Annotated in this window: 21 protein-coding genes and 1 tRNA gene; 9 read left to right on the top strand and 13 right to left on the bottom strand. The window is 71.3% G+C overall.

All coding sequences use genetic code 11. The features are described from left to right. Position 1: 1 nt before the first annotated feature. Positions 2–1,333, bottom strand: a complete 1,332-nt coding sequence (locus KHU32_RS02070) for an LLM class flavin-dependent oxidoreductase (protein WP_249680495.1) — start codon at positions 1,331–1,333, stop codon at positions 2–4. Positions 1,334–1,589: 256 nt separating this feature from the next. On the opposite strand from KHU32_RS02070, the gene KHU32_RS23250 reads away from it, so the two are divergent. After that, positions 1,590–3,287: a serine/threonine-protein kinase gene (locus KHU32_RS23250; protein ID WP_213668378.1), complete on the top strand. Its 1,698-nt coding sequence runs from the start codon at positions 1,590–1,592 to the stop codon at positions 3,285–3,287. A gap of 167 nt (positions 3,288–3,454) precedes the next feature. On the opposite strand, the gene KHU32_RS02080 is transcribed toward KHU32_RS23250, so the two are convergent. Next, positions 3,455–3,540: transfer RNA gene (locus KHU32_RS02080), tRNA-Leu, on the bottom strand. A 20-nt stretch (positions 3,541–3,560) separates the two neighbouring features. Between KHU32_RS02080 and lipB the strand changes: the two genes are divergently transcribed. Continuing rightward, the gene (lipB, locus tag KHU32_RS02085; RefSeq protein ID WP_213668379.1) at positions 3,561–4,268 is read left to right on the top strand and encodes a lipoyl(octanoyl) transferase LipB; all 708 of its coding nucleotides are present in this window, start codon (positions 3,561–3,563) and stop codon (positions 4,266–4,268) included. Between the two features lie 71 nt (positions 4,269–4,339). On the opposite strand, the gene KHU32_RS02090 is transcribed toward lipB, so the two are convergent. Together KHU32_RS02090 and KHU32_RS02095 are read right to left on the bottom strand one after the other, a co-directional pair. Continuing rightward, positions 4,340–5,740 (bottom strand): DEAD/DEAH box helicase, encoded by a 1,401-nt coding sequence (locus KHU32_RS02090; protein ID WP_213668380.1) that lies wholly within the window; start codon positions 5,738–5,740, stop codon positions 4,340–4,342. Between the two features lie 274 nt (positions 5,741–6,014). After that, a complete protein-coding gene (locus tag KHU32_RS02095; protein WP_213668381.1) occupies positions 6,015–6,599 on the bottom strand; it encodes a M35 family metallo-endopeptidase in 585 nt (194 codons plus the stop codon). 218 nt (positions 6,600–6,817) lie between these two features. On the opposite strand from KHU32_RS02095, the gene KHU32_RS02100 reads away from it, so the two are divergent. The 5 genes from KHU32_RS02100 (at position 6,818) to KHU32_RS02120 (ending at position 12,966) form a co-directional block, all read left to right on the top strand. Then, the gene (locus tag KHU32_RS02100) at positions 6,818–8,533 is read left to right on the top strand and encodes an ABC transporter ATP-binding protein (RefSeq protein ID WP_213668382.1); all 1,716 of its coding nucleotides are present in this window, start codon (positions 6,818–6,820) and stop codon (positions 8,531–8,533) included. 103 nt (positions 8,534–8,636) lie between these two features. Further along, the gene (locus tag KHU32_RS02105; protein ID WP_213668383.1) at positions 8,637–9,608 is read left to right on the top strand and encodes an RluA family pseudouridine synthase; all 972 of its coding nucleotides are present in this window, start codon (positions 8,637–8,639) and stop codon (positions 9,606–9,608) included. Further along, positions 9,605–11,983 (top strand): AsmA family protein, encoded by a 2,379-nt coding sequence (locus KHU32_RS02110; protein ID WP_213668384.1) that lies wholly within the window; start codon positions 9,605–9,607, stop codon positions 11,981–11,983. Before KHU32_RS02105 ends, KHU32_RS02110 begins: the two co-directional genes overlap by 4 nt. A 12-nt stretch (positions 11,984–11,995) precedes the next feature. Further along, entirely contained in the window at positions 11,996–12,694 is a 699-nt protein-coding gene (locus tag KHU32_RS02115) for an ATP12 family chaperone protein (RefSeq protein ID WP_213668385.1), read from the top strand. Then, positions 12,691–12,966, top strand: coding sequence for an acylphosphatase (locus tag KHU32_RS02120; RefSeq protein ID WP_213669631.1), 276 nt, complete (start codon positions 12,691–12,693; stop codon positions 12,964–12,966). The genes KHU32_RS02115 and KHU32_RS02120 overlap by 4 nt, the downstream gene beginning before the upstream one ends. Before the next feature lie 9 nt (positions 12,967–12,975). Here KHU32_RS02120 and KHU32_RS02125 read toward each other — a convergent pair whose 3' ends face one another. The 7 genes from KHU32_RS02125 to KHU32_RS02155 all read right to left on the bottom strand — a co-directional run bounded on the left by KHU32_RS02125 (position 12,976) and on the right by KHU32_RS02155 (position 22,400). Continuing rightward, positions 12,976–13,857: an MBL fold metallo-hydrolase gene (locus KHU32_RS02125; RefSeq protein ID WP_213668386.1), complete on the bottom strand. Its 882-nt coding sequence runs from the start codon at positions 13,855–13,857 to the stop codon at positions 12,976–12,978. A 76-nt stretch (positions 13,858–13,933) separates the two neighbouring features. Then, positions 13,934–14,758 carry a 16S rRNA (adenine(1518)-N(6)/adenine(1519)-N(6))-dimethyltransferase RsmA gene (gene rsmA, locus KHU32_RS02130; protein WP_213668387.1) on the bottom strand — a complete coding sequence of 275 codons (825 nt, stop codon included), beginning with the start codon at positions 14,756–14,758 and terminating at the stop codon, positions 13,934–13,936. Between the two features lie 9 nt (positions 14,759–14,767). Continuing rightward, on the bottom strand, positions 14,768–16,090 hold the full coding sequence (locus tag KHU32_RS02135; RefSeq protein WP_249680497.1) for a peptidylprolyl isomerase: 1,323 nt from the start codon (positions 16,088–16,090) through the stop codon (positions 14,768–14,770). A gap of 84 nt (positions 16,091–16,174) precedes the next feature. Continuing rightward, positions 16,175–18,697, bottom strand: a complete 2,523-nt coding sequence (locus KHU32_RS02140; protein ID WP_249680502.1) for an LPS-assembly protein LptD — start codon at positions 18,695–18,697, stop codon at positions 16,175–16,177. A gap of 4 nt (positions 18,698–18,701) precedes the next feature. Then, positions 18,702–19,826, bottom strand: coding sequence for an LPS export ABC transporter permease LptG (gene lptG / locus KHU32_RS02145; protein ID WP_213668389.1), 1,125 nt, complete (start codon positions 19,824–19,826; stop codon positions 18,702–18,704). Then, positions 19,823–20,953: an LPS export ABC transporter permease LptF gene (lptF, locus tag KHU32_RS02150; RefSeq protein WP_213668390.1), complete on the bottom strand. Its 1,131-nt coding sequence runs from the start codon at positions 20,951–20,953 to the stop codon at positions 19,823–19,825. Before lptF ends, lptG begins: the two co-directional genes overlap by 4 nt. Positions 20,954–20,972: 19 nt before the next feature. Then, complete coding sequence (locus tag KHU32_RS02155; RefSeq protein WP_213668391.1) at positions 20,973–22,400, bottom strand: FAD-binding oxidoreductase; 1,428 nt, start codon at positions 22,398–22,400, stop codon at positions 20,973–20,975. A 161-nt stretch (positions 22,401–22,561) separates the two neighbouring features. Between KHU32_RS02155 and KHU32_RS02160 the strand changes: the two genes are divergently transcribed. After that, positions 22,562–22,849, top strand: coding sequence for a hypothetical protein (locus tag KHU32_RS02160; protein WP_213668392.1), 288 nt, complete (start codon positions 22,562–22,564; stop codon positions 22,847–22,849). Between the two features lie 29 nt (positions 22,850–22,878). Here the strand turns inward: KHU32_RS02160 and KHU32_RS02165 are convergent, their stop codons facing one another. Next, entirely contained in the window at positions 22,879–23,832 is a 954-nt protein-coding gene (locus KHU32_RS02165; RefSeq protein WP_213668393.1) for an L-threonylcarbamoyladenylate synthase, read from the bottom strand. Beyond that, positions 23,829–24,614, bottom strand: coding sequence for a 3'(2'),5'-bisphosphate nucleotidase CysQ family protein (locus KHU32_RS02170; protein WP_213668394.1), 786 nt, complete (start codon positions 24,612–24,614; stop codon positions 23,829–23,831). The genes KHU32_RS02165 and KHU32_RS02170 overlap by 4 nt, the downstream gene beginning before the upstream one ends. Positions 24,615–24,780: 166 nt before the next feature. On the opposite strand from KHU32_RS02170, the gene KHU32_RS02175 reads away from it, so the two are divergent. Next, positions 24,781–26,253 carry a leucyl aminopeptidase gene (locus KHU32_RS02175; protein ID WP_213668395.1) on the top strand — a complete coding sequence of 491 codons (1,473 nt, stop codon included), beginning with the start codon at positions 24,781–24,783 and terminating at the stop codon, positions 26,251–26,253. Positions 26,254–26,255 lie beyond the last annotated feature (2 nt).

Here is a 26,255-nt window from a genome sequence, read left to right on the forward strand (position 1 = left end):
CTCATGGCGCGTGGCGGTGGCGCGGCGGCACAAGGCCGAGATTCTCGCGCAGGGTGGGGCCAGCATACTCGTCGCGGAACAGGCCGCGGGCCCGCATCTCCGGCAGGACCATCTCCACGAATTCGTCGAGGCCGAGCGGCAGCACCGGCGGGCAGAGATTGAAGCCGTCGGCCGCGCCCGCCTCCACCCATTCCTCCATGCTGTCGACGATGTCCTTGGGCGTGCCCACGAAGACGCGCCCGCCGAAGCCGGCCGCCACCTTGGTGTAGAGCTGGCGGATGGTGAGGTTGTCGCGCCGCGCCAGCGCCAGCGCCTTGGCCGCCATACTGCGGATCCGCGGGTCCGGCGGCTCTGGCACGGGCCCGTCCACTGGATAGGCCGAGAGGTCGCCCATCTGCTGGTAGAGGTAGGAGAGGCCGAGCTCGGGATCGACGAGGGCGTTCATCGCATCGAACTTGTCCTGCGCCTCCTGCCGCGTGCGGCCGATGAAGAGCGTGAGGCCCGGCATCACCTTCAGGCTGTCCGGCTCCCGCCCGTATTTCGCGAGGCGGCCCTTGAGGTTCGCGTAATAGGCGCGCGCCGGCTCCAGGTCGAAGAAGGAGCAGTAGACCACATCCGCGCTGGCCGCCGCGATCTCGAGCCCCTGTTCGGAGGCGCCGGCCTGGACCAGCACCGGGCGGCCCTGCGGCGTGCGCTTGATGGTCAGCGGCCCCTCGACCTGGAAGTGCTTCCCCTTGTGATGGAGCGTGTGCATCTTCGACTGGTCGAACATGATGCCGCTCGCCTTGTCGAAGACGGGCGCATCCTCCTCCCAGCTGTCCCAGAGGCCCTTCACCACCTCCACGAACTCGGCCGCGCGCTCGTAGCGCAGCTCGTAGTCCATGTGCTTCTCGCGGTTGAAGTTGCGCGCCTCGATCTCGGACCAGGAGGTCACGACGTTCCAGCCTGCGCGCCCGCCGCTCAGATGGTCCAGCGAGGCCCATTTGCGGGCGACGTGATAGGGCTCGTTGTACGTCGTCGAGGCCGTGGCCACGAGGCCGATATGCGAGGTGACCGAGGACAACGCGGAGAGCAGCGTCAGCGGCTCCAGCTCGAAGGTCTGGTGCGAGCGCCGCAGCGCGCCGGGCGGCCGGTCCTGCGTGCGCAGGCCCACGCCGTCGGCCAGGAAGACCATGTCGAGCTTCGCCTTCTCGGCGGTCTGCGCGATGTAGCGGTAATGGCTGAATTTCGACGCGGCGTCGGGATCGGCCGACGGATGCCGCCAGGCGGCCGCGTGATAGCCGAGATAGCGCATCGACAGGCCGAGGCTGATCTGCTTCGGGCCAGGCATCATCCGGCCCTCGCAAGGGTGGCGGGAGATCGGGAGATGGAGCGGTGTCGTCGGCCGTTCATGCCCCATCCTGGCCCGGAAACGCCGGGGACGCACGCCGCGGTGCCGCATGGCGAGGATTGATTTTAAGGAAATTGCGCCGGCAAATGCGTCATCCTCCTTTTCCTGCTCTCGCCCCCGCTGAAAGCCGCCCCTGGATGAATGGTCTGCCGCGCAAGGATGGGTCGGAAGACGGGCGCCCCGGAAGCCGGATGCCCGCATGAGCACCGACAAGTCCGCGCCGAGGGTGATCGCCGACCGCTACGAGGTGCGGGACCTGATCGGCCGCGGCGCCTTCGGCGAGGTCTTCGAGGTCTACGACCATCGCCTCAACCGCCTGGTCGCGCTGAAGACGCTGCCCATCACCCAGGGCGGCGGCTCGGAGGCGGAGGAGGAGCGGCGGCGCTTCCAGATGGAGGCGCGCTCCGTCGCCCGGCTGTCCCATCCGGGCATCGTCACGGTCCACGACTTCGGCGAGACGCCGGACTTCGCCTGGATCGCGATGGAGCTCATCATCGGCGAGACGCTGAAGGACGTCCTCGACCAGGGCGACCGGCCGAGCCTGGCGGAGACGGTGCGCGTCGTCTGCGCGCTGCTGGACGCGCTGCACTACGCCCATGGGCGCGGCATCGTGCACCGGGACGTGAAGCCCGCGAACGTCCTGCTGGCGCTGGGCGCCGAGGACGGGCTGGGCGCGGTCCGCCTCGCGGATTTCGGCATCGCGCGCATCGGCGAGGCGCAGACCGTCGCGGGCCAGATCATCGGCACGCCGACCGCGATGTCGCCGGAGCAGGTGCGCGGCGAGGAGGTGGACCTGCGCTCCGACCTCTGGTCGGCCGGCGTGGTGCTCTACCAGATGCTGACGGGCAAGCGGCCCTTCTCCGGCCAGATGCCGGCGATCTTCAACAGCATCCTGACCTCCCGGCCGGCGCCGCCCTCCGAGCTCGTGCCGGAGCTGCCTCAGGCGCTCGACGAGGTGGTCGCCAAGGCGCTCGCGAAGAATCCGAAGGACCGGTATCCGGACGCCCTGACGATGGCCGCCGCGATCCGCGCCGCCGCCACGCCCCCGCCGGTCTGGGACATCTTCCACGATTCGCAGGGCGACACCGTCCGCCTTCCCGCGCCGCCGCCGGCACCTGCCCCGCCGCCGGCGCCCGCCCGCCGAAGCTTCGGCGTCCCGGCGCTGGTCGCGAGCTTCGGCGCGGGCCTGGTCTGCGGCGTGCTTCTCTGCCTCGCCTTCTGGCCGCGCGACCTGATCGGAACCGGAGTGCCTGCGGCGGCGCCAGTCACCGAATCGGCGGTCCCTGTCCCGTCACCGCTTGCCGGCAGCGGGAACGCGCTGCTGTCGCCGGCGGGCGAACCGCCGCCCCTCCCGCCCGAGCCCGCCCTGCCGAGCCAGGCGGATTTCTGCATGGTGCCGGCCAAGGACCCCCGCGTGGTCCGCCCGTTGGCCGAGCCGGTCGCCGAGGAGCCGCAGGAGGCGGCGCCTGTGCCGCCTCCCGCTCCCCCCGTCGAGGCGCCCTCGTCGCCGCCGGCGGCCACCGCAGCGCCCCTCCCGGCCCCGGTCGTCCGCAGCGCCGCCGGGCCGCATTGCGGGGCCCAGCGCCTCGCCGTCGAGCCCAGCGACCATGCCGGATTCGGGCGTATCGCCCTCAACTGGGGCGTGCCGATTCGCTACAGCTTCCGCCTGGTCGAGGGAGGCGCCTCCGTCCGCTTCCCGGGCGCCGACTGCCTGCCGGACCTCGCCCAGGCCGAGATGCCGCGCAACGTGCGGGGGATCCATGTCGAGGAGGACGGCCAGGGCGTGCGGATCGAGGCCATGCCCGGCGCGCGAATCCAGTTCTTCCGGCAGAATCGGAACCGCGCCGTCATCGACATCTTCGACACGCCCGAGTCGCACGCCGCCGCCCCGCGCTGACGGCTTGCCGCCCCGCGCCGCACGACCCATTTTCGCCGGAGCAAGGGCCCCTCCCCCGCTGGACAAGGAGGGCCGTCGCCTTCAAGGCGGCGTCGGGCGCGAAGGCGCCAGCCCACGAGGCGGGGCCGAGGCTCCGGGACAAGGACTAAGGATTTGAAGATTGGGAATGGTGCGGTCGAGAAGATTCGAACTTCCAAGGGGTTTCCCCCACCAGCACCTCAAGCTGGCGTGTCTACCATTCCACCACGACCGCAGACGGGGGCCGTGTAGCGCATGATTTCGAAAGCCACAACTCACCCCGACGCGGAAATCCGCTGGAAGATGTCGGAAGGCCTCACGCCCTACCCGGAGGCCCTCGCCGCCATGGAGGCGAGGGTCGCCGGAATCCGTGCCGGCACGGCCGCGGAGGCCGTCTGGCTGGTCGAGCATCCGCCCACCTACACCGCCGGCACCAGCGCCAGGCCCGAGGAGCTGATCGACCACCGCTTCCCGCATTTCGCGGCGGGGCGCGGCGGGCAATGGACCTATCACGGGCCCGGACAGCGCACGGCCTATGTGATGCTGGACCTCCAGAAGCCGCACGGGCCCGTGCCGGCACGCGACATCCGCGCCTATGTCCACGGCCTCGAGGAATGGATGATCCGCGCGCTGGACCGCTTCAACGTGCGGGGCGAGCGGCGCGAGGGCCGGGTCGGCATCTGGGTGACGAAGCCGGGCGAGGGCTCGCGGGAGTTCAAGATCGGCGCCATCGGCGTGCGGGTGACGCGCTGGGTGAGCTGGCACGGCATCGCGCTGAACGTGGAGCCGGACCTGTCGCATTTCGGCGGCATCGTGCCCTGCGGCATCGCCGAGCACGGCGTCACCAGCCTGCACGACCTCGGCATCCTCGCGACCATGGAAGAGGCCGACGCGGCCCTGATGGCCGCCTGGGGCGAGGTCTTCGGGGATCAGGCGGCGGTCGCCCAGCCCACCGAGGCCTGACGGCTCCCTCAAACGCGAAGCGGCGGCCGTTCGCACGGCCGCCGCTCCTCATTTCGGACTGATCAGAGGGATCAGCGGCCGCGGGCCATGAACCCGCGCGACTGGTTCCCGCCGCCCGAGCTCGGGCGCTTCCGCCCTTCGCTCGCCGGCTTCACCCAGTTGCGCTGCTCCTGCGCCGGGCGGGCCGCACCGCGCTGCTCCTGCCGGTCGCCATGCTCCGAACGCGCACCCTGGTGGCCGCCGTGATCGCGCTTCGGCTGGCGATGCTGCTGCTGCTGGGGCGCACCGCCCCGGCCGCGCTGCGGGCGCGTCGGCGTGGCGCGCTCGTTCAGCGGGATGGTCGGGTTGGAGCGCTGGTCCTCGGTGTCGATCTTCTGGCGCGTCGTCCGCTCGATGGCGCGCAGCAGCCCCACCTCGTCCGGCGCGACCAGCGCGATGGCCTGGCCCGAGGCGCCCGCGCGGGCCGTACGGCCGATGCGGTGCACATAGGTCTCGGGCACTTCCGGCAGCTCGTGCTGGATGACATGCGTCACCTCCGGCACATCGATGCCGCGGGCGGCGATGTCGGTCGCCACCAGGATGGGCGCCTTGCCCGACTTGAACTCGGCCAAAGCGCGCTCGCGCTGAGACTGACCCTTGTTGCCGTGGATGGCGTTGGCGTTGAGGCCGTCCATCTCCAGGTTCTTCACGATCTTGTCCGCACCATGCTTGGTGCGGGCGAAGACCAGCACGCGGCCCACGCCCTCGCCGCGCAGGATGCCGGCCAGGGCGCCGCGCTTGGCCGCGCCGTCCAGGATGATCACGCGCTGGTTCACGCGCTCGGCCGTCGTGGCCACGGGCGTGACTTCCACCCGCACCGGCTCGGTCAGCATGGCATCGGCCAGCTTGGCGATCGCCGGCGGCATGGTGGCGCTGAAGAACATCGTCCGGCGCTCCTTCGGCACCTGGGCGACGATCTTGTTGATGACGGGGAAGAAGCCCTGGTCGAGCATCTGGTCGGCCTCGTCGAGGACGAGCACCTCCGTCATGTCGAGGCGCGCATGGCGCGTCTGCATGTGGTCGACCAGGCGGCCCGGCGTCGCCACGAGGACGTCGACGCCGCGCGCCAGGGCACGCTGCTGCGGCACATGGCCGACGCCGCCGAAGACGGTGGCGACGGAGAAGCCCATGTGGCGGCCGTAGCTCTTGAAGGACTCGGCGATCTGCGAGGCGAGCTCGCGCGTCGGCGAGAGCACCAGCACGCGGCAGCCGCCGCGCGGCGGGCGCCCGCCGCCCTCGGCGAGGCGGTGGAGGATCGGCAGGGCGAAGGCGGCGGTCTTGCCGGTGCCGGTCTGCGCGATGCCCAGGATGTCACGGCCCGTGAGGGCCGGGGGAATGGCCTGCGCCTGGATCGGCGTCGGCGTGGTGTGGCCGGCCTGCTCCAGCGCAGTCAGGAGGAGCGGGTTGAGGTTCAGCTCGGCGAAAGTGGTCATGATGAGTCCAGCTGCACGGCGCGCGTCGTCGCGGCCGTGGGAGAGTAGGGTGGACACCCCGCGTGGCTGGGTTGTTCCGGGAGAGCGCATCGAAAGGTCCGGCAGTTCGGCTGCCTGTGTCGCCCGACCCATGATCCTAGAAGGACAATGGACAGGCATGGCGCCGCTCACGCGGCCGGACCCTGGCGAGCATGCGAGCCCGCTTGGATGGGGCAGATATGCTGCATTGCAAAAGAAAAAGCAAGGACGAACGCGTCGCCCCTGCCCTACAGCCTCAGCGATAGATGGCTTCGATCAGGTATTCGTAGCTGTCGGCGTTCATCGCCGCCGTCGCCGGATCCTGCTTCGCCAGGATGATCGACCGCTGCGGCTGGTAGGCCACGTCCCGCGTGCGGATGGAGATGTGGCTGACCTCGTGCACCACGATGCCGAAGCGGCTGTCTTGCCCGCGATCGGCGGCGCGGAAGAAGGTCTCGCAAAAGCCCAGGGCACCATCGCTGGGGCGCGCATAGGCCGCGGGGCGGTTCTGGCAGTGGCTGGAATGATTGCAGGCCGTGTCTTCCGGCCGTCCCTGCGCGGCGCGGGCGGCGATGCGCTCCAGGTTGCTCATCACCAGCTTGGTCGGCGTCGTGCCGAACCAGCGGCGCAGCTCCGGATGGCGGGGATCGGCGGCGAGGCGCTTGAGCGAATAGCGGATCGCGCCATGCGCCTCCACGAAGGCGGCGTCGATCAGCGCCAGCTCCGCCGCGCTGCAGGTCCCGTCGGGGGGCGGGGTGTCGACGGTCTTCACATGGGATTGCGCACCGGCCGGGCTGGCCAGCAACGCGAAGGCGACGAGGACGACGCGGAACAGGGTCATGGCCGGCTTTCTCAGATCATATTCCCCGGCAATTTTCCAGACGCCACGTGGCGAAATTGCGGTGGGCGGGCCGTCTTCGCGCCCGCGCAGGCCCCTGGCATGCGCAACTGTCTGTAGGCGGCGCGGCGCGAATCCGGCATGACCGCGGACCACCCCGGGGCCAGCCCCTGGGCCATCCCCCGGATCAATTTCCTGGGGCACCGGACGGTGACGCACCCATGCTGAGGCAGTTCCTCACCTTCTACCGGCCGCACAAGCGGCTTCTCCTGCTGGATTTCGGCTGCGCCGCGCTCTCGGGCATGCTCGAGCTCGGCTTCCCCATGGCCGTGCGCGGCTTCCTGGACCACCTGCTGCCCCAGCAGGACATGCAGCTCATCGTCCTGGCCGTCATGGCGCTGCTGATGGTCTATGTCGCCAATGCCGCGCTGATGGCCATCGTGACCTATTGGGGCCACGTGCTGGGCATCGCCATCGAGACCGAACTGCGCCGCCGCGCCTTCGACCACCTGATGAAACTCTCCTTCCGCTTCTACGACAGCCAGAAGACCGGCCACCTGGTGGGCCGCGTGACCAAGAACCTCGAGGATATCGGCGAGGTGGCGCATCACGGGCCGGAAGACCTGCTGATCGCCGTCCTCACCTTCCTCGGCGCCTTCACGCTCATGGTGCTGGTGAGCCCGGGCCTCGCCCTCATCACCGCCGCCATCGTGCCGATCATGGCCATCCTGGTCGCGCGCTACGGCGGGCGGATGACGCAGAACTGGCAGGCGCAGTTCGGCCGCGTCGGCGCCTTCAACGCGCGCATCGAGGAAGCCGTCGGCGGCATCCGCGTCGTGAAGGCCTTCGCCAACGAGGCGCATGAGCGCGCGCTCTTCGAGAGCGACAACCAGCAGTACCGGACCACGAAGCTCGAGGCCTACCGCATCATGGCGGCCAGCCAGACGCTGAGCTACCTCGGCATGCGGCTCGTGCAGCTGGTGGTGATGCTGGCCGGCGCGGTGATGATCGTGCGCGGCAGCCTCTCCGTCGGCGACTTCGTGGCCTTCCTGCTGCTGGTCGGCGTCTTCTACCGCCCGCTCGACAAGATCAGCTCGGTCATCGAGACCTATCCGCGCGGCATCGCGGGCTTCCGCTCCTACCTGAACCTGATGGCGACCGAGCCGGACATCGCCGACCGGCCCGGCGCGCGCCCGGCCCCGCCCCTGCGCGGCGAGCTCCGCTTCGAGAAGGTGAGCTTCGGCTACACGCCCGACCGGCCGATCCTGCGCAGCCTCGACCTGCATGTGGAGGCCGGGAAGACCGTGGCGCTCGTCGGCCCCTCGGGCGCGGGAAAGACGACGATCTGCTCGCTGCTGCCGCGCTTCTACGAGGTGGAGGCGGGCCGCATCACCATCGACGGCATCGACCTGCGCGACATGACGCTGGAATCCCTGCGCGGCCAGATCGGCATCGTGCAGCAGGACGTCTTCCTCTTCGCCGGCACGCTGCGGGAGAACATCGCCTATGGCCGCCTGGGCGCGACCGAGGCGGAGATCCGCGAGGCCGCGCACCGCGCCCGGCTCGACGAGCTGCTGGCGGACCTGCCGCTCGGCCTCGACACCCCGATCGGTGAGCGCGGCGTGAAGCTCTCGGGCGGGCAGAAGCAGCGCCTGGCCATCGCGCGCATCTTCCTGCGAAACCCGCCCATCCTGATCCTCGACGAGGCGACCTCCGCGCTCGACACCGTGACCGAGGGGCTGATCCAGCAATCCCTGGCCGAGCTTGCCGAGGGCCGCACGACGCTGGTCATCGCCCATCGGCTGGCCACCATCCGCGGGGCCGACCGCATCCTGGTGGTGACGGAGAGCGGCATCGCCGAGCAGGGCTCGCATCGCGAGCTCATCGAGGCCGGCGGCATCTACCGTGGGCTGCACACCGCCCAATCGGATATCTAGGCCCTCTATTCCGGCCGGATCTTCGGGGCCCGGCCTTCAAATCCCGAATTCCAGCCGCGCCGGCGATGGCCGCGCGGCGCCGCAAATCTGCTAAGGTCTGACCATGTCCGTCGTACTCCTCACCGTCCCGCCCGCCGAGGCGGATACCCGCCTCGACCGCTGGCTCCGGCGGCGCTACCCGGCCCTCACCCAGGGCGCGCTCCAGAAGATGCTGCGGACGGGCCAGATCCGCGTGGACGGCAAGCGGGCCGACGCCAATACCCGCCTCGGCGCCGGGGCCGAGCTGCGTGTGCCGCCGATGCCCAGCAAGCCTGCGCCCAAGGCCGAGCCGAAGCCCATTTCCGAGACGGTGGCGGCCGAGATCCAGTCCCGCGTGCTCTATCGCGACGACAGCGTGATCGTCATCGACAAGCCCCCCGGCCTGGCCGTGCAGGGCGGCCCCGGCATCACCAAGCATGTCGACGGCATGCTGGATGCCCTGGCCGATGGCGGCGAGAAGCCGCGCCTCGTGCACCGGCTGGACCGCGACACCTCGGGCGTCCTGGTCGTCGCCCGCACCGCGGCTGCCGCGGCCCATCTCGCCAAGGCCTTCCGCGGCCGCGACATGGAGAAGACCTACTGGGCCATCGTGGTCGGCCAGCCCGAGCATGCCGGCGGCCGCATCTCCATGCCGCTGGCCCGCGAGAACGGCCCGCGCGGCGAGCGCACTGTCCCGGCCGCGCCGGGCGAGACCGGCCTGCGCTCGGTCACCGACTACAACACGCTCGACGCCGCCAAGCGCCGCGCCGCCTTCCTGGAGATGAAGCCGCATACGGGGCGCACCCACCAGCTTCGTGTCCATTGCGCCGAGGGGCTGCGTTGCCCCATCCTGGGCGACGGCAAGTACGGCGGCGAGGCCGCGCATCTGGAGGGCCTGTCCGGCAGCCTCCACCTGCACGCCCGCTCGCTGAAACTGCCGCATCCCGAGGGCGGCACGCTGGAGGTCAGCGCCGCGCCGCCCGCCCATTTCGAGGCGACCATGGGCTTCTTCGGCTTCGACAACCCGGCGCCCTACAAGCCGCGGCGCCAGAAATGAAGAAGATCCTCCTCATCGTGGCGGCGGTGATCGTCGCCATCCCGGTGCTCGCGATCGGCGGCTTCCTGCTGTTCTTCGATGCCGACAGCTTCCGCCCGCGCCTGGCCCAGGCCGTGCAGGACGCGACGGGCCGCGAGTTCCGCATCGAGGGCCCGCTGCGCCTCTCGCCCGCGCTGACGCCGACCGTCTCGGTCAATGGTCTCTCGCTCGCCAATATCCCCGGCGGCAGCTCGCCCGAGATGCTGCGCATCGCCCATGCCGAGCTGCGCCTGGGGCTGATCGCGCTGATCGGCGGGCGGATCGAGGTCGCGAGCCTGACGCTGGAAGGCGGCCGCCTGCTGCTGGAGAAGCAGAACTGGCAGATGGGCCGCGCGCCCGCGCCGGCCCCCGCCACCCCCGCGCCCGCCGCCGCGCCCTCGCGCCCGCTGGTGCTCGACATCCGCAGCGCCACGCTGAAGGACTGGGTCGTCACCTATGAGGGCGAGGAGATCCGCGTCCCGCAGGCCCGCCTCACCGGGACGGGCGCGGATTCGCCGCTCGACCTCACCGCGACCATCGTCGCCCGGGGCGCGGAGACCCTGCTGGAGGGCCGCATCGGCCCGCCCATGCGCTTCGCCGCCGCCGATCCCTGGCCCTTCCGCCTCTCGGCCGTGCTACCGGGCGCGCGCGTCTCGGCCGAGGGCCGGAAGACGGGCAACGACTGGCAGGCCGCCCTTTCCGCCGATGTGCCCCGCCTGGAGGCGCTGAGCGCCCTCGCCGGCCGTCCGCTGCCGGCGCTGACCGGGATCGACCTGCGCGCCCAGGCGGCGCTGACGGGCGGCGTGCCGAGCCTCGCCGGGATCGAGGGCCGCATCGGCGGCGGCGAGATCATCGCTGGCCTCGTCGTCACCAGCGCCACCGTCACCCAGGCCTCGCTGCAGGGGCCCTCGCAGGTCGCGGCGGCGGGGACCTATCGCGGCCAGCCCGTCACGCTGCAGGGCGAATTCCTGCCGGCGGCGCTCCAGGCGGGCACGCCCGGCCCCGTCACGCTGCGCCTCGGCGCGGCCGGCGCCAATTTCACCCTGCAGGGTTCCTGGCCCGGCGAGCTGACCCTGGAGGGCACGGCGCCCGACCTCGCGGCCCTGGCCGCGCTGGCGCAGCAGCCGCTGCCGCCGCTGCGCGACGTCACGCTGCGCGCGACCGTGGCGCCCATCGGCGACCGCTTCGCCCAGGGCGCGCGGATCGGCCAGTTCGCCCTTGCTTCCTCGGGTGGGGACCTCGGCGGCGCGCTGGAGCTGCAATGGGCCCCGCGACCCAGCGTGAAGGGCCGCCTGACCTCGACCCGGCTGGATGTCGCGGCCTTCCGCCCAGGGCCGGCCACGGCACCTGCTGGCCCGGCACCCGCCGCTCCCGCGGCCGCCCCGCCGCCGCCGCCAGCCTCCGGCCGCCTCATCCCGGACATCGCGGTCGACGTCGCGCCGCTGCGGCTCTTCGACGCCGACCTGACCTTCGACCTGGCGGAGCTGCGCAACGGCGCGCTCACCGCGCGGCAGGTGCGCGGGCACCTCGTGAACCAGGCGGGCGCCGCTCGGCTCGATCCCTTCTCGGCCACCCTGCCGGGCGGCACGCTGAACCTGCGCCTCGCGGCCGACGCCAATGCCACGCCACCGGCCCTGCAGGGCGCCGGCGGCGGCCAGGGCCTCGACCCCGTCGCGCTGCTCCGCGCACTGGGCATCCAAAGCCCGCTCTCCGGCCGCACCGACCTCGCGATGGACCTGCGCGGCCAGGGCGCGACGACACGGGCCCTCGCGGCCACGGCGACCGGCCATCTCGGCCTCGCCGTGACGGAGGGGCGGCTTTCGGGCCGCCCCGCCCAGACGCTGGCGCAGATCCCGGGCCTGAACGGCGAGATGACGCTCTCCTGCCTCGCGATCCGCGCCGAGGCCGATCGCGGCATCGCCGCCATGCGCCCGCTCTACCTCGAGGGCGCGCCGGGCCGCCTCGGCGGCGAGGGCACGCTGAACCTGCGCGACGAGACCCTTTCGATGCGCTTCACGACGGACCTGCGGGTCGCGGGCGTGCGGCTGCGCGCGCCCGTCCCGCTGACCGGCACGCTGGCCGCGCCGCGTCTGGAGATGACCGGCGTGGCGCAAGGCGCGCTCGCGGGCGAGCTGGGCGACCGGCTGGAGCGGGCGATCCCCGGCATCGGCGGCTTCCTGCCGCAGCAGAGCGGCGGCCCCTCCCTGCCCGATTGCGCCTCGGCCCTGGCCGCGGCGCGCGGCGGCAGGCCGGGCCCGGTTCCCGCGGCACGCGAGGCCCCGGCGCCCGCGCACGCCCCGGCGGAGCGGCGCCAGCCGGATCTGAACAATCTCCTGCGTGGAATCCTGGGACGGTAGGTTGAGGCACTGATGAAGCGATTTTGGGACCAGGCCGCCTGCGTGGAGCAGGAAGGCGGCTTCACCGTTCTTCTCGACGGGCGGCCCATGCGCCTCCCCGGCGGCGGCAAGCTCCACGCCGGAACGCGGGCGCTGGGCGAGGCGCTGGCGGAGGAATGGCAGGCGGCCGGCGGCAAGAAGGGCGGGGAGATGACCTGGGACGAGCTCCCCCTCACCCGCCTGACGGGCACCGCCGCCGAGCGCATCGCCCCCGCGCCGGAGGCCACCATCGCCGCCATCGCGAAATACGCGGAGACCGAGCTGCTCTGCTATCGCGCCGTCGACGAGGCCCTCGCTGCCCGGCAGGCCGAGGCCTGGGACCCCTGGCTCGATTGGGCCGCGCGGGAGCTGGACGTGGAGCTCGCCACGACCATCGGCATCATGCCGATCCCGCAGGACGAGGGCGCCATGGCTTCCGTGCACCATGCGGTGGCCCAGCTCTCGCCCGTCGGACTCTCGGCACTGGGCGTGCTGGTGCCGGCCCTGGGCAGCCTGGTGCTGGGCATGGCCGTGCAGCGCGGCGCCCTGACCAGCGAGCAGGCGCACCGCCTCTCGATCCTCGACGAGCTCTACCAGGAGGAGCGCTGGGGACTCGACTGGGAGGCGGAGGACCGCCGGCACAAGGTGGCGGCCGACCTCGCCGTCGCCGCGCGCCTCGCCGCGCTCGCCTGATGGCCGCCCTCGTCCGCATCGCCGGGCGGGTCCATGGCGTCGGCTACCGCCAGTGGCTGGTGCACGAGGCCAGGCGGAACGGCCTCTCGGGCTGGGTTCGCAATCGCCGGGACGGCACGGTCGAGGCCCTGCTCTCCGGCGAGCGGGACGCGCTTCAGGCGGTGCTCACCGCCTGCCGCCGCGGCCCTCCCGCCGCGCAGGTCACGAGCGTCGAGGAGGCCTTTGCCGAGCCGCCGGACGAGCCCGGCTTCATCCGCCTGCCGACGCTCTGACCGCCAAGGTCAGTCCCGCTTGAACGCCCAGGCGTAGCCCCGCTCCGCCCGCTTCAGGCGCCCTGCCGTCGGGCTCGGGAAGTGGATGGGCAGGATCAGCGTGTCGGTGTCCGCGACCTCCTCGAAGACCGTCTTCCGGCTGTCGCCGGCCTGCTTCGGGTCCCAGCAGAAGATGGTGGACATGGTCGGGTCGATGCATTGCAGCTGGTGATGCATCATGTCGCCGGCCACGATCGCGCGCTGGCCGCCGCTGCGGATGTCGACGCAGACATGGCCGGGGGAATGGCCGGGCGTCAGGATCAGGCTGATGCAGTCGTCCAGCGTGAAGCTCTCATCCACCAGAAGAGCCTGGCCGGCCTTCACGATGGGCTCGCAATTCATCTTCCAGACGCCGCCGGCGCCGCCGGGCTTGTCGATGCCCTCCTTCGCCAGCTTCTCCCAGGCGGCATATTCGCCCTTGTGGAAGATGTACTTGGCCTTCGGGAAGGTCGGCACCCATTCGCCGTTCACGAGCTTGGTGTTCCAGCCGCAATGGTCGATGTGCAGGTGCGTGCAGAAGACGTAGTCCACGTCCTCGACCGTCAGGCCCTGCGCGGCCAGGTTGTCCAGCCAGGGCTGCTTCGGGAAATCCATCGGCGGGCCGTAGCCCTTGTCCTCGCCCGTGCAGGTGTCGACGAGGATGACGTGCTTGGGCGTGCGCACCACGAAGGTCTGGTAGGTGATGACCATCCGGCCGGAGGACTTCTCGAAGACCTCGGGCTCCAGCTGCGCGATGTCGGCGGCCTTGGCCGCGCTGTCGTAGTTCAGGAAGAAGTCCTCGGGCCGGCGCCAGGGACCGTCGCGCTCGATGATGCTCGTGATGGCGACGTCGCCGATCTGCAGACGCTTCATGGATGTTTCTTCCCCTTGCTTCGTTCCGCCATCCTGCGGCGAGGCCGCCGGGGCGTCCAGCATGGGGCACCCGATTTCAGGCGGGCCGTTCCGCCACCACCCGCGCCAGGGCGTCGAACTCCGACACGCTGAGCTCCTCGGCCCGCCGCTCACCCGCGATGCCGCAGGCGGCGAGCAGGGCCTCGGCGGAGCCCAGCGCCTTCAGGGAGCCGCGCAGCATCTTGCGACGCTGCCCGAAGGCGGCGGCCGTCACGCGCTCCATGGCCCGGAACAGCTCCGGCGCGGGCTGCTCGGCATGCGGGGTCACGACCACCACGGCCGAATGCACCTTGGGCGGCGGGCGGAAGGCGCCGGGCGGGAGGCGGAGCCCGATGGCGCAATGCGCCACCCACTGCGCCAGCACCGCCAGGCGGCCGTAATGCTCGGTGCGCGGCGGCGCCACGATCCGCAGCGCCACCTCCTCCTGGAACATGAGCGTCATCCGCTCCCAGGCGCCGGCCTGGCGCAGCCAGCCGATCAGCAGCGGCGTGCCGACATTATAGGGCAGGTTCGCAACCACCTGCCGCGGCGTCGGCAGCGTCGTGCCGTCGAAGGTCATCGCATCCTGTTGCAGGACCGTGAGGCGCCCCGGAAAGGCGGCCTCCACCTCGGCCAGCGCCACCAGGGCACGCGCATCCAGTTCGACGGCGGTGAGATGGGCGATGGGCGCGGCCAGCAATGCGCGGGTCAGGCCGCCCGGCCCCGGACCGACCTCCAGGACATGCCGCCCCTCGAGATCGCCGGGCAGGCGCGCGATGCGCGCGCAGACCGTCTCATCCAGGAGAAAATGCTGGCCCAGGGCCTTGCGCGCGTCGAGCCCGTAGCGCCCGACGACCTCGCCGAGCGGCGTCAGCTCAGACACGTGCCCGGCTCAGCTCCGCGTCTCGATCACGGCGCGCCGGCGCAGCTCGCGCTGGAGCTGGCGGGCCAGGACCTCGACGCGGTCGCGCAGGATCTGCTGGCGGGCCGCATCGGCGGTGAACTCCTCCTGCTGCGCCTGCTCGCGCGAGCAGACCATGAGCAGCAGGATCCCGTCCGGCGAGATGACCGGCTGACTGGGGCGACCGATGGGAAGCGAGGCCAGCATCTGGCGCAGCGGCGGCGGGCTCAGGGTCTCGAGCCGGATCGGGCCGGGGTCGGCCGGGCGGTCGCCGCTGCGGGGCTGGGCGTCCATCTGCTCGCAGCCGCGGAGCGTCTGCGACAGGCGCTGCGCGCGCTCGAGGATGGCGCGGTGCTGCTCGGTCGGCGCCTGCGGGTCGAGGCGGCTGGCGAAGGGCAGGAAGAGCTGGCGGACCGAGAGCATGGTCGCGTTCTGGATGCGCCCGTTCTCGCGCTTGCCGCGCAGCGTGACGATCTGGAAGCCGCCGGCCACGCGGATGGCGTTGCTGATCGCGCCCACGGGCATGCGGTCGGCGATCGCCGCCACCTCGGGGTCGAGCTGCGCGGTCGTCACCCAGCCCAGATCGCCGCCCTGGACCGCCGTCTGGGCCTGGCTGAACTGCGTGGCCACGACCTGGAAGGGCGAGCCACGGCGCAGCTGGCCCACCACCTCCTCGGTGAAGCGGTTCACCTCGGCCTCGGTCGAGGGATCGTCGACAGGGATGAAGATCTCCCCGATGAGGAACTCCGTCTGGCCCTGGCGTGCGCGATGGTTGGCGATGGCGCCCTGGATGTCCTGGTCGCTGATCTCGGCCAGGGGGCCGAGCATCTGGCGCAGCATCCGGCCCCAGCCGATCTGGGCACGGATCTGGTCGAAGAGCACGCGCGGCTGGATGTTCGCGCCGCGCAGCTGGGCCCGGAGGGCGCCGGCGGGCAGGCCGTTGCGCCGCTCGATATCGGCGATGGTCTCGGCGATGTCGTTGTCGCTGACGGGAATCCGGCGCCGCGTCACCTCCTGGTTGCGCAGCTTCTCGTCGATCACGAGGCGCAGGACCTGGGGCCGGAGCCGGTCGATCACCTCGGGCGAAAGGGCCACGCCGGTGTTCAGGGCGAAGAGCCGCGCGCGGGAGGAGATCTCCGCCTGGGTGACGACGTCCCCGTTCACCACGGCGAGGATGCGGTTGCTTCCTGGCTGCGCCGGCGAGGGGGCGGCGGCGGCGGGCCGTCGCTGGGCCTGGGCCTGGGCCACCTGCGGAAGGGCGGCGAGGCACAGGAGCGGCGCCAGGACGGTGGCGAGGAGCGTGGTGCGGGGCATGATTCTATGTCTCATAAGGCAGAATCCCCGTGGGGCAACCGGCGGATGGGGAGAGGCCACGGGCCGGGGCGCCTTGCATCCCGATCAGATGGCCCGGAAGAAGTAGTCGCCGACCGTCTTGAAGCCCACGCGAACCAGGAAGACGGTGTTGCCGACGAAGTCCTGATGCGTGACGAGGTCCTGCGCGTAGCGCCGCATCAGGCGCCCCTCCAGGATGAAGCATTCGTCCTCGTAGCCCAGCGTGGCCTGGACCAGGACCGGCCGCTCCAGCTTCAGGTCGTAGCGCATGGTGGCGCTGGCCCGGTACACCGCGCCGGAGGCGGTGCGATATTGGGCGCCGCCGCCGAAGGAGACCTCGTTGCGGCCCTGGTCGCCCGCAAAGAGCAGGGGCTGCGGGCGCTGATAGAGGTAGCCGGCGCTGAGATAGGTGTTGTCGAGCGGGCCGACCCGGCCAAGCTGAAGGCTGGCAACGGCCTCGCTGGCGCGGTGCTGGCCGGATTCGCTGTCCAGCCGCGCGCGACCCAGGATCTCGACCCAGGAGACCGGCGAGAAGGTCGCCCGCCCCACCCAGTCGGAGGCGCGCTGGTCCAGCCCCTGGCCAGGGGGCAGGTTGTTGGTCCCGGCGATGCGGTAGGAGCGTCCCACGAGGCCCTCGACCCGGCCGCCATTCGCGAAGTTCCAGCTGGCGCGCATCGCCGCGTCCACCCGCGTGCCGCCCTCGAGCCGATCGCGGCCGTTGAAGCGGTTGAGGTTGAACATATTCGCGTCGGTGAACTCGAAATCGAGGCTGTCCTCGTTCGGGAAGCGCAGCTGGTGGCCCATGTTCGGCCCAGTCACGAACTGCACCCGCGGCTCGATCAGCTGGGTCCCCCAATCGCCCGCCGAACGCATGAAGGGCATGCGCCAGTCCAGCGCCGCACGGAAATTGGCGTTGACGTGGGTGCCGTTGGCCGCGGGCAGGTTGGTGGGCGAGATGTCCTGGCCGCCGGCGTAATAGCCAAGGACGTCGGCCTGGGTCCGCACCGTCCAGATGCCGCCCTGGCCGTCCTGGAAAGGACGATCCCAGGTCGCGCGGGTCGAGAGCCGCTGGCTGAAGGTGCCGATCTCGCGGGTCAGGCCCAGCAGCCCGACATCGGTGGTGAGCCAGCCGCCGGCAATCTGCTTGCGCGGCGCATGCTCGAAGATGGCGTTCGGCGCGACATAGGGCGTGCGCGACGTGTCGTCGGTGCTGCGCAAGCCCTGATAGGCGCGGGCGTCGATGCGGGCGTAGCTCTCGGTGCCCCAGAAGCCCTCGGCATAGGCCTGGCTGGTGAGGACACGCCGGTATTCGAGGCGGAAGGTGCGAAGGTAGGAATCGCTGGAAGCGCGGTTCAGGTCGAAGCCGACACGCCAGTTCTCGTCGATATTGAAGCGCCCGCGCGAGAAGATATGGCCCGAGAGGTGCCTGTCGATCTGCTCATTGGCGCCGGCGCCCAGGCGCTGGGCGGCGTCATTGTCGAAATAACCGATCGAGCCCTGGATCTGCAGTTCGCCGCTGTTGAAGAGCCGGCGGTACTCACCCGCGAGATTGGGGTACACCTTCTGCGCGAAGGTCGGCGTGATCAGCAGGTCCGACTGGTCGTCGATCGCCCAGAAATACGGGGTCTGCGCAAAAGCGCCGAGCAGCCGGGTATAGCCGAGCGTCGGGAACAGGAAGCCCGAGGCGCGCGGCGTCTGCGGGTCGGGATGCGAGAAGAACGGCGTGTACAGCACCGGGACGCCGCCGATCCGGATCGTGGCATCACGATAGGAAATGCGCTGCGTGTTGCGGTCCTGCGTCGCCATGCGCGCGCTCATGGTCCAGAGCGGCGCGCGCGTGGGATCCTCGGCGCAGAGGTTGCAGGACGAATAGACGACGCGACTGAGGTCGTTGATCGTGCCGTCCGTCCGCCGCGCACCGTTGCCGGCCATACGGGCGTTCTGCGCGAGACGCGCGCGGACCTCGGTCAGCACGCCGTCGCGGAAGCCTTCGCCGAGCTCGGCCTCGTCGGCGTAGAAGACCTGGCCGTCGGCCTCGATGATCTGGACATTGCCCTGCACCACCGCGACGCGGGTGTTGCGGTCGTAGGTGAAGCTGTCCGCCCGCAGGAAGCGACCGTTCTGCCAGGCCTCGACATGGCCCCGGGCGACCACGCGGGCGCGATCGCGGTCGTATTCGACCTCGTCCGCCGTGAAGGTGACCGGCCCGTCGTCACCGGCTGCCCGGCCCACAACGGGGGGAGCGGCGGCGGTTCCGGTGGCGGCGCCGGGCGCGGGCGCGGGCGCGGGCGCCGTCGAAGGAGCGGGCGCCGTCGCGGGTGCGGCCCCACCCGTGGGGGGCGAAGGCTGGACCAGGTCGCGCAGCGTGTCGCCCATGGGCTGCGGATCGGCGAAGAGCGGGGACGTGCCCTGCTGCGCCCGCGAGCCGGTCGGCATGGCCAGGGCCGCCAGCAGCCCGGCCACGAAGGTCGCATCCCTCCAGGCCCGGCGGGAGGGGCGGAGCCCGAGACGCAACGCGTCACGGCGCCGGAGGCGGCGGCGCGCGCTACGGGTCAGGCTGGGGCAGCGGGCGGGAGGCAGACGCGGCATAGGCCTACCCATCCTCCAGATGGAGCAACAAAGCCAGAGCCAGAAGCAAACCGGCGATGGTCGGCACCCAGGCCGCCAGCCAGACGGGCAGCGTCCCGGCCTCGCCGAACTCGCCCGTGATGCGGTCCAGCACAAAGAGGCCGAAGCCCGCGGCCACGCCGGCGGCGATGCTCTGCGCCACGCCGCCGCGCCGCGTGTTGCGCATGGAGAATCCGGCCGCGAGCAGGGCCATGGTCATGGCCAGAGCGGGCGTGCTGAGCATGGACTGGAACTGCAGCCGGTGCCGCAGCGCCGAGAATCCCGCATGCTCCAGCACCGCGATGAAGCCCGGCAGCGCCCAGAAGGAGAGCGTGTCGGGCGAGGCGAAGCTGTCCTCGATGCGGTCGGGCGTGAGGTCGGTCGGCAATTCGATGGTGGCGGCGGGCCGCGGCGTGCGATCCGCCCCGAAGACCACCGCGTCCCGCAGGACCCAGCGACCGGGCGCCAGCCGGGCCTCCGGGGCCTCGATGCGGCCGAGGCTCTGATCGTTGGCCGTCAGGCGCCAGACGCTCACATCCGTCAGGACGAAGGCCGCCGTCCGGTCCGTACCCAGCAGGCGCGCCGGCCGCCCGGAGAGGATGGCCACGCCATTGGGATCAAGCCCGCGATCGCCCTGGCGGAGCCAGAGCCTGCCCCCCGCCAGCGCCGTGACGCCGCCGCCGGCACGCAGGAAGGAGGCATCCAGCCGCTCCGCCCGCGCCAGCATGGCGGAGGAGATGGGCGAGACCGCCATGATCCCCACGGCGCCGAAGAGCATCGCCACGGCCATCGGGCCGAGAAGGAAGCCCCAGGCCGACACCCCGGCGGCGCGCGCCACGATGAGCTCCGAGGAGCGGGTGAGGCGCCAGAAGGCCAGGATCCCGCCCAGCAGGATGGCGAAGGGCATGATCTGCATGCCGACGAAGGGCATGCGCAGCCCGGCGATGGAGGCGACGAGGCCGAAGGTCGCGTCCGGCCGGGTGGCGGCGCGGCGCAGCAGCTCGATGAAGTCGAACATCGAGACCAGCAGGGTCAGCGCCACCAGCATGGCCGCCGTCGCCGTCAGGAAGCGGCGACCGACATAGAAGGTGAGGGTCCGCGCGAGGATCATCGCGCATAACTCCTGATGGCGGCCGGTGCCCCGGGCAGGCCCGAGAGTGCCCAGGCCGAGATCAGCCCGGGCAGCAAGGCCTGCACCCAGATGAGCGGCAGCAGCGCGGACTGGCGTGCCGCGACATTCCCGATGCCGAGGCCCAGGGCCAGCAGCCCCACCATGAGGATGCAGCCGGCGAAAAGATGGAAACCGCCGCCGAAGCGCCGGAACTGGCCCGTCAGGGCGACCGCCAGGGCCAGCAGCGAGAAGCTGACCGCGGTGATGGGGCCACTCAGGCGCTGATGCGCCTCCGCCAGGAAGCGGCCGCGATCGCGGATCGAGACGCCTTCCTCGGGATTGAACAACTCGCTCAGGCTGCGCTCCTGCGCGTTGCGGAAGCGCTGCCCCTCGGCGCGATTGGCGCGCGCCAGGTCCACGCTGTTCTCCTGGAAAGAGAGGACCGAGAGGCGCATCACCGTCGTGCCGTCAGGCTGCACCACGCGCTCCACCTGCTGCCGCTGGCCGTTGAATAGGGTGACGCGCGGCCCCTGCGGCGTGGAGGTGATGCGCCCCGTCTCGGCGAGGATGGTCACCGGCGCACCGCGCTCCCGCGCGTCATGCACCATGATCCCCTTCAGCATACCGGAGGAATCCCGGTCGCGCGCATAGACGGTCAGGTCGTCGCCCACGGAGCTGAACACGCCCTCCTGCAGCAGCAGGCCCGCCATCTGGTTCCGGATCTCGAACTGCCACTCACGGAAGGCCTCGTGCGAGGCGGGCGTGATCCAGAGATTGAGGACGAAGCAGATCGACATGGCCATGGCCGCCACGCCCAGCGCCGGCTTCGCCAGCTGCCAGTTCGAGAGCCCCGCCGCGCGCATCACCACGAGTTCTCGGTCCGAGGAGAGGCGGACATAGGTGAAGAGCGTCACGACGAAGGCCGTGATGGGCAGGATCACGCCGAAGAAGCTCGGCAGCAGCAGGCCCGTGAGCTCGAGGAAGACCCAGATGGACAGGCCGCGGTCCAGCACCAGCTCGATGAAACGAAGCGACTGGGTCAGCCAGACCAGCGCGGCCAGCCCGGTCGTCACGGCGATCAGCGACAGCCCGAGCTGCCGCATGATGTAGATGTCGATCCGTTTCATGCGGGCCGGCGGCCGGCCATCAGGGCAGGACCTTGCCGGGATTCATGATGCCCTTGGGGTCGAGCGCGGCCTTGATCGCCTGCATGGCGGCGAGCTCGGCGCCACCGCGCCAGGCTTCCATCATGTCGGTCTTGAGGCGGCCCACGCCGTGCTCGGCACTGAAGCTGCCGCCGAGCTCGCGGACGATCGCGTTCACGCAATCCATGATGTCGTGCGCGCGGGCCAGGAAATCGGCTGCCGGCATTTCCGGCGGCTGCTCCAGGTTCATGTGGATATTGCCGTCGCCCATATGGCCGAAGGGCACCGGCCGGCTGCCGGGAATGAGCTTCACCAGCTCGGCCGAGGAGCGCCGGATCAGCTCCGGCACCGAGGAGACCGGCACGGAGACATCGTTCTTCACGCTGGCGCCGGCGCGCTTCTGCGCCTCGGGATGCTCCTCGCGCAGGCGCCAGATGGCGGCGCGCTGAGCCTCGGATTCGGCGAGAGCGGCATCCAGCACCTCGCCGGCCTCCATCGCGGCTTCCAGCACCTGCTCCAGCAGGTTGCGCAGGCCCGCGCCCTCACGCGAAGCGGAGAGGTCAACCAGCACGAAATGCTCGAAGCCAGGGGCCACGGGCAGGGTCGCGCCCTCGATATTGTCCATCACCAGGCCCATGCCGATGCCGGACATGTATTCGAAGGCCCGCACCGCGCCCTCGTCGGCCGCGCGGAAGCGGCGGAACAGGGCCAGCGCGGCATCCTCGGAAGGCACGGCGCAAAGCGCGGTCGCGGTTTCCTTGGCCGCCGGGAAGAGGCGCAGCACCGCCGCCGTGATGATGCCGAGCGTTCCCTCGGCGCCCACGAAGAGGTGGCGCAGCGCGTAGCCGGTATTGTCCTTGCGCAGGCGGCGCAGCCCGTTGATGACGCCGCCATCCGGCAGCACGACCTCGAGGCCCAGCATCAGCTCCCGCGCATTGCCGTAGCGGACGGTGGTGTTGCCGCCGGCATTGGTGGAGAGCAGCCCGCCGATCATGGCCGAGCCCTCGGCGCCCAGGCTGAGCGGGAAGAGCGTGCCGTGGTCGGCCGCGACCTGCTGCGCCTTCTGAAGGATCAGCCCGGCCTCGACCGTCATGGTCATGTCGGCCGTGTCGATCTCGCGCACGCGGTTCATGCGGGCGAGGCTGAGGATGACTTGGTTGGGCTTGGCCTCGGGCGTGGCGCCGCCGACCATCGAGGTGTTGCCACCCTGCGGGATGATCGTGATGCCCTGCTCGGCGCAAAGGCGCACGCAGGCGGAGACCTCCTCCGTGCTGGCGGGGCGCAGCAGCGCCATGGCCCGGCCGCGGTAGAGGCCGCGCCAGTCGGCGAGGTAAGGCTCCAGGTCGGATTCCGCGGTGAGAATTCCGTTGGGGCCCAGGATCCGGCGGAAGGCATCGAGCGGGCCGGGGGAGCGGAGGTCGTCAGGCATCGGGGGGTTATAGCCGGGCGCGGGGATCACTCCATCCTCCCGTCGCCCCCCGGGCAAGAATTCCTGACAGCGCAATTGAATGATTGCGCCCCACCCCGGAATTGCTAAAAAAAGAGTGAACATCCTTGGATTGAGGCACGGCCATGGCGCCAGGACGATTTTTGGTCACCCTCGTCCTCTTCGTGATCTTCGCCACCGGCATCTTCGCCGCGGCGAGCTGGTGGCAGCGCACGCAGGTGCAGCATGCAGGAAACACCTATTATCAGTCGGCCAGCGAGCCGCGGGTGATCAATCGCCTTGAGGGCTGCGAGGGCTTCAACCAGTCGATCGACGAAGCCATCGCGCTCCAGAACCGCATCGGCCACCCCCATAATTCGGAGCGGCTGCGCCCGCTCAAGCGGGACTGCACCGGCGAACAGCAGGAACATTACCGGGTCATCAACCGCTAGTTGCGGATCGCCCCCGACGGGGCTGCCACTCAGTCCCTCGGCGCCGCCGCGCGGGCGAGCCGGTCGCGGATCGCGGCACCCAGGCCTTCGGCGGGGATGGGCATCGCGGCGATGCCGCGCGCACCGGAGCCGTCCAGCGCCCTGAGCCCCGAGAACAGGCGCGACGCCGCCTCGCGCAGGTCCCGCCCTTCCGAGAGCTGGTAGACCTTTCCCGCACCCGGCAGCGGTGGCCCGAAGGCCAGCAAAGCCTCGTCCGGCGCCACCTCGGCCGCGTCCAGCCGCAGCGGCAGCGAGGGCGCGTAATGCGACTGCATCATCCCCGGGCTGCGCAGGGCGTGTCCGGCCGCCTCCGCGATCGGCAGCCCCCGCCCCACCGGCCCGATCAGAGCCTCGATGGCTTCGACCGGCACGCCCCCCGGGCGCAGCAGCACCGCTTCGCCGGCCGAGAGGTCCAGCACGGTCGATTCGACGCCGACCGCGCAGTCGCCCCCCTCCAAGACGGCAGCGATCCGGCCGGAGAGCTCCTCCATCACATGGGCGGAGGTGGTCGGGCTCACCCGGCCCGAGCGATTGGCCGAGGGCGCAGCCACCGGTGTGCCCGCCGCCCGCAGCACGGCGAGCGCGCCCGGATGGGCGGGAACGCGGACCGCCAGCGTGTCGAGCCCGGCGCCGGTCAGCAGCGCCACGCGCGACTCGGGCCGGCGCGGCAGGACCAGCGTCAGCGGCCCGGGCCAGAAGGCCGCAGCCAGCGCGAGGGCGCGCTCGTCCGGGCATACCTCGGCCCAGGCCGACTCGGCATCGGGGAAGTGGCAGATCAGCGGATTGAAGTGCGGCCGGCCCTTGGCCTCGAAGATCCCGGCCACGGCCTCGCCGTTCCGGGCATCGGCGCCGAGGCCGTAGACCGTCTCGGTGGCGAAGGCGACCAGCTCGCCGGCCCGCAGCAGGGCGGCGGCATCCTGCGGATCGTCCAGCAGCATGGTCATGCCGGCGGCATCGCCCCCCAGGCCACGAAGCCCGGATTGCGGTAGCCGGGCTTGCCGTAGGTCAGGGGCGCACCCGCCGCGTCCACCACCCGGCCGCCGGCCGCCTCCAGCAGGGCCTGCCCCGCCGCCGTGTCCCATTCCATGATGCCGGAGTTGAGGCGCGGCATCACATCCGCCCGCCCCTCGGCCATCCAGGCGAATTTCAGCGCCGAGCCCAGCCGCGTGGTGCCCGCGATGATGAGGTCCCGGCAGAAGGCCTGCGTCGCCTCGTCGTCGCGATGCGAGCGGCTGTCCAGCAGCTGCAGCCCTTCCGTCGGCGGGAGCCGCGCGGTAATCGGGTGCCGCGCGCCGCCGCGCTCGACCCAGGCCAGCCCCTTCTCTCCCGAGCCCACGATGCCGGCATAGACGTCGCCGTTCGAAGGCACGCCGATCACGCCCAGCACCGGGCGCCCTGCCCGGATCAGCGCGATGCAGGTGACGTATTCGTCCCGGCCCGCGGCGAATTCACGCGTGCCGTCCAGCGGATCGACCAGCCAGAAGGTCTCCTCGGGCGCGGGCATGCCGTGCTCGGAGCAGGCCTCCTCGCCGACCACGAGCCAGTCCGGCCGGGCCTTCAGCAGCCCCTCGGTGATGATGCCCTCGGCAAGGCGGTCAGCCGCCGTCACGGGGCTCGCATCGCCCTTGCGCTCGATGGCGAAGCCGGCGCGCCGTACGGCCTCGATCGCCCCGCCGGCATCGCGGGCGAGGCCCACGGCGAGCTCGAGCAGGGCGGTGGAATCCATTCCACGGGTCTATCTCCGCCTCATGGGATGACGCAAGGCGAGGCGGCGCCTATTGTCACGGCGGGTCCAGACCCACCCAGGGCCGGCCAGCGGCCGGGACCGCCCAGGTTGCCCGGCCTTTTGGAGGGGCTTGGGGCCCAATGACCTAGGAAAGCCGGGAACCCCCATGCTCGACATCGCCTTCGCCAAGCCGGCCCTCCCGAAAGCGGGTGCCCTCGTGCTTCTCATCGCCGAGGGCGCCGTTCCCTCGGGCCTGGCCGCCGAGCTCGACACCGAGATGGAGGGCGGGCTGAGCCGCGCGCTTGAGGCCGCGGGCTTCAAGGGCAAGAAGGACCAGGCAGTCACGCTCTGGGCCCCGGTCGTCAGCGTCACCAAGCTGCTCGTCCTGGGCACGGGGCCCATCGCCGGCCTCGACGCCGAGAAGCTCGGCGGCAGCCTCTACAAGCAGGTCTCGGGCGAGCCGCACTGCACCGTCGCCGCCGACGAGCTGACGGCGAGCCAGGCCGCCGCCATCGGCCTGGGCGCCGCGCTGCGCGCCTATCGCTTCGACCGCTACCGCACGACCGAGAAGGCCGAGGACAAGCCGAAGCTCGAGAAGGTCACCATCGCCAGCGCGGATCACGGCGCCGCCAAGGCCGCCTATGCGCCGATGAAGGCCGTGGCCCAGGGCGTCTTCCTCACGCGCGACCTCGTCTCCGAGCCGCCGAACGTCCTGAACCCGGTCGAATTCGCCGATCGCTGCAAGGAGCTGACCAAGCTCGGCCTCGAGGTCGACGTGCTGGGGCCCAAGGAGATGAAGAAGCTCGGCTTCGGCGCGCTGCTGGGCGTGGCCCAGGGCAGCGCCAACGAGCCGCGCCTGGTGACCATGCGCTGGAACGGCCTCTCCGGCGGCAAGAAGAAGGCCGACAAGCCCGTCTGCTTCATCGGCAAGGGCGTGACCTTCGACACCGGCGGCATCTCCATCAAGCCGGCCGCCGGCATGGAGGACATGAAGTGGGACATGGCCGGCGCCGGCACCGTCACCGGCCTCATGGCCGCGCTGGCGGGGCGCAAGGCGAAGGTGGATGCGGTCGGCCTCATCGGCCTCGTCGAGAACATGCCGGGCGACAATGCCCAGCGCCCCGGCGACGTGGTGACCTCGGCCTCCGGCCAGACCATCGAGGTGATCAACACCGACGCCGAAGGCCGCCTCGTCCTGGCCGACGTGATCCACTACGCGATCGAGAAGTACGACCCGAGGTTCATGGTCGACCTCGCGACCCTCACGGGCGCGATCATCGTCGCCCTCGGCCACGAGCATGCCGGCCTCTTCTCGAACGACGAGGAGCTGGCCTCGCGGCTGCTCGCCGCCGGCGTCGCGACCGGGGAGCTCGCCTGGCGCATGCCGCTGGGCGAGGCCTACGACAAGCAGATCAAGTCCGACATCGCCGATATGAAGAATGTCGGCGGCGGGCGGGCGGGCGGCTCGATCACGGCGGCGCAGTTCATCCAGCGCTTCGTGCAGGGCCGGCCCTGGGCGCATCTGGACATCGCCGGCACGGCCTGGAGCAGCAAGGACGCGCCGACCATCCCGAAGGGCGCCACCGCCTACGGCGTGCGGATGCTCGATCGCCTGGTCGCGGATCATTACGAAGGGTGATC

Origin of the sequence: Roseococcus pinisoli (assembly GCF_018413645.1) — a bacterium.
GTDB classification, from domain to species: domain Bacteria; phylum Pseudomonadota; class Alphaproteobacteria; order Acetobacterales; family Acetobacteraceae; genus Roseococcus; species Roseococcus pinisoli.

Coding starts and splice junctions, on each gene's coding strand:
- KHU32_RS02100 (WP_213668382.1), top strand. CDS start 6,818: ATGCTGAGGCAGTTCCTCACCTTCTACCGGCCGCACAAGCGGCTTCTC.
- lipB (WP_213668379.1), top strand. CDS start 3,561: ATGATTTCGAAAGCCACAACTCACCCCGACGCGGAAATCCGCTGGAAG.
- lptG (WP_213668389.1), bottom strand. CDS start 19,826: ATGATCCTCGCGCGGACCCTCACCTTCTATGTCGGTCGCCGCTTCCTG.
- KHU32_RS23250 (WP_213668378.1), top strand. CDS start 1,590: ATGAGCACCGACAAGTCCGCGCCGAGGGTGATCGCCGACCGCTACGAG.
- lptF (WP_213668390.1), bottom strand. CDS start 20,953: ATGAAACGGATCGACATCTACATCATGCGGCAGCTCGGGCTGTCGCTG.
- KHU32_RS02135 (WP_249680497.1), bottom strand. CDS start 16,090: ATGCCCCGCACCACGCTCCTCGCCACCGTCCTGGCGCCGCTCCTGTGC.
- KHU32_RS02140 (WP_249680502.1), bottom strand. CDS start 18,697: ATGCCGCGTCTGCCTCCCGCCCGCTGCCCCAGCCTGACCCGTAGCGCG.
- KHU32_RS02090 (WP_213668380.1), bottom strand. CDS start 5,740: ATGACCACTTTCGCCGAGCTGAACCTCAACCCGCTCCTCCTGACTGCG.
- KHU32_RS02170 (WP_213668394.1), bottom strand. CDS start 24,614: ATGGATTCCACCGCCCTGCTCGAGCTCGCCGTGGGCCTCGCCCGCGAT.
- KHU32_RS02155 (WP_213668391.1), bottom strand. CDS start 22,400: ATGCCTGACGACCTCCGCTCCCCCGGCCCGCTCGATGCCTTCCGCCGG.
- KHU32_RS02070 (WP_249680495.1), bottom strand. CDS start 1,333: ATGATGCCTGGCCCGAAGCAGATCAGCCTCGGCCTGTCGATGCGCTAT.
- KHU32_RS02125 (WP_213668386.1), bottom strand. CDS start 13,857: ATGAAGCGTCTGCAGATCGGCGACGTCGCCATCACGAGCATCATCGAG.
- KHU32_RS02115 (WP_213668385.1), top strand. CDS start 11,996: ATGAAGCGATTTTGGGACCAGGCCGCCTGCGTGGAGCAGGAAGGCGGC.
- KHU32_RS02165 (WP_213668393.1), bottom strand. CDS start 23,832: ATGACCATGCTGCTGGACGATCCGCAGGATGCCGCCGCCCTGCTGCGG.
- KHU32_RS02105 (WP_213668383.1), top strand. CDS start 8,637: ATGTCCGTCGTACTCCTCACCGTCCCGCCCGCCGAGGCGGATACCCGC.
- KHU32_RS02110 (WP_213668384.1), top strand. CDS start 9,605: ATGAAGAAGATCCTCCTCATCGTGGCGGCGGTGATCGTCGCCATCCCG.
- KHU32_RS02175 (WP_213668395.1), top strand. CDS start 24,781: ATGCTCGACATCGCCTTCGCCAAGCCGGCCCTCCCGAAAGCGGGTGCC.
- KHU32_RS02095 (WP_213668381.1), bottom strand. CDS start 6,599: ATGACCCTGTTCCGCGTCGTCCTCGTCGCCTTCGCGTTGCTGGCCAGC.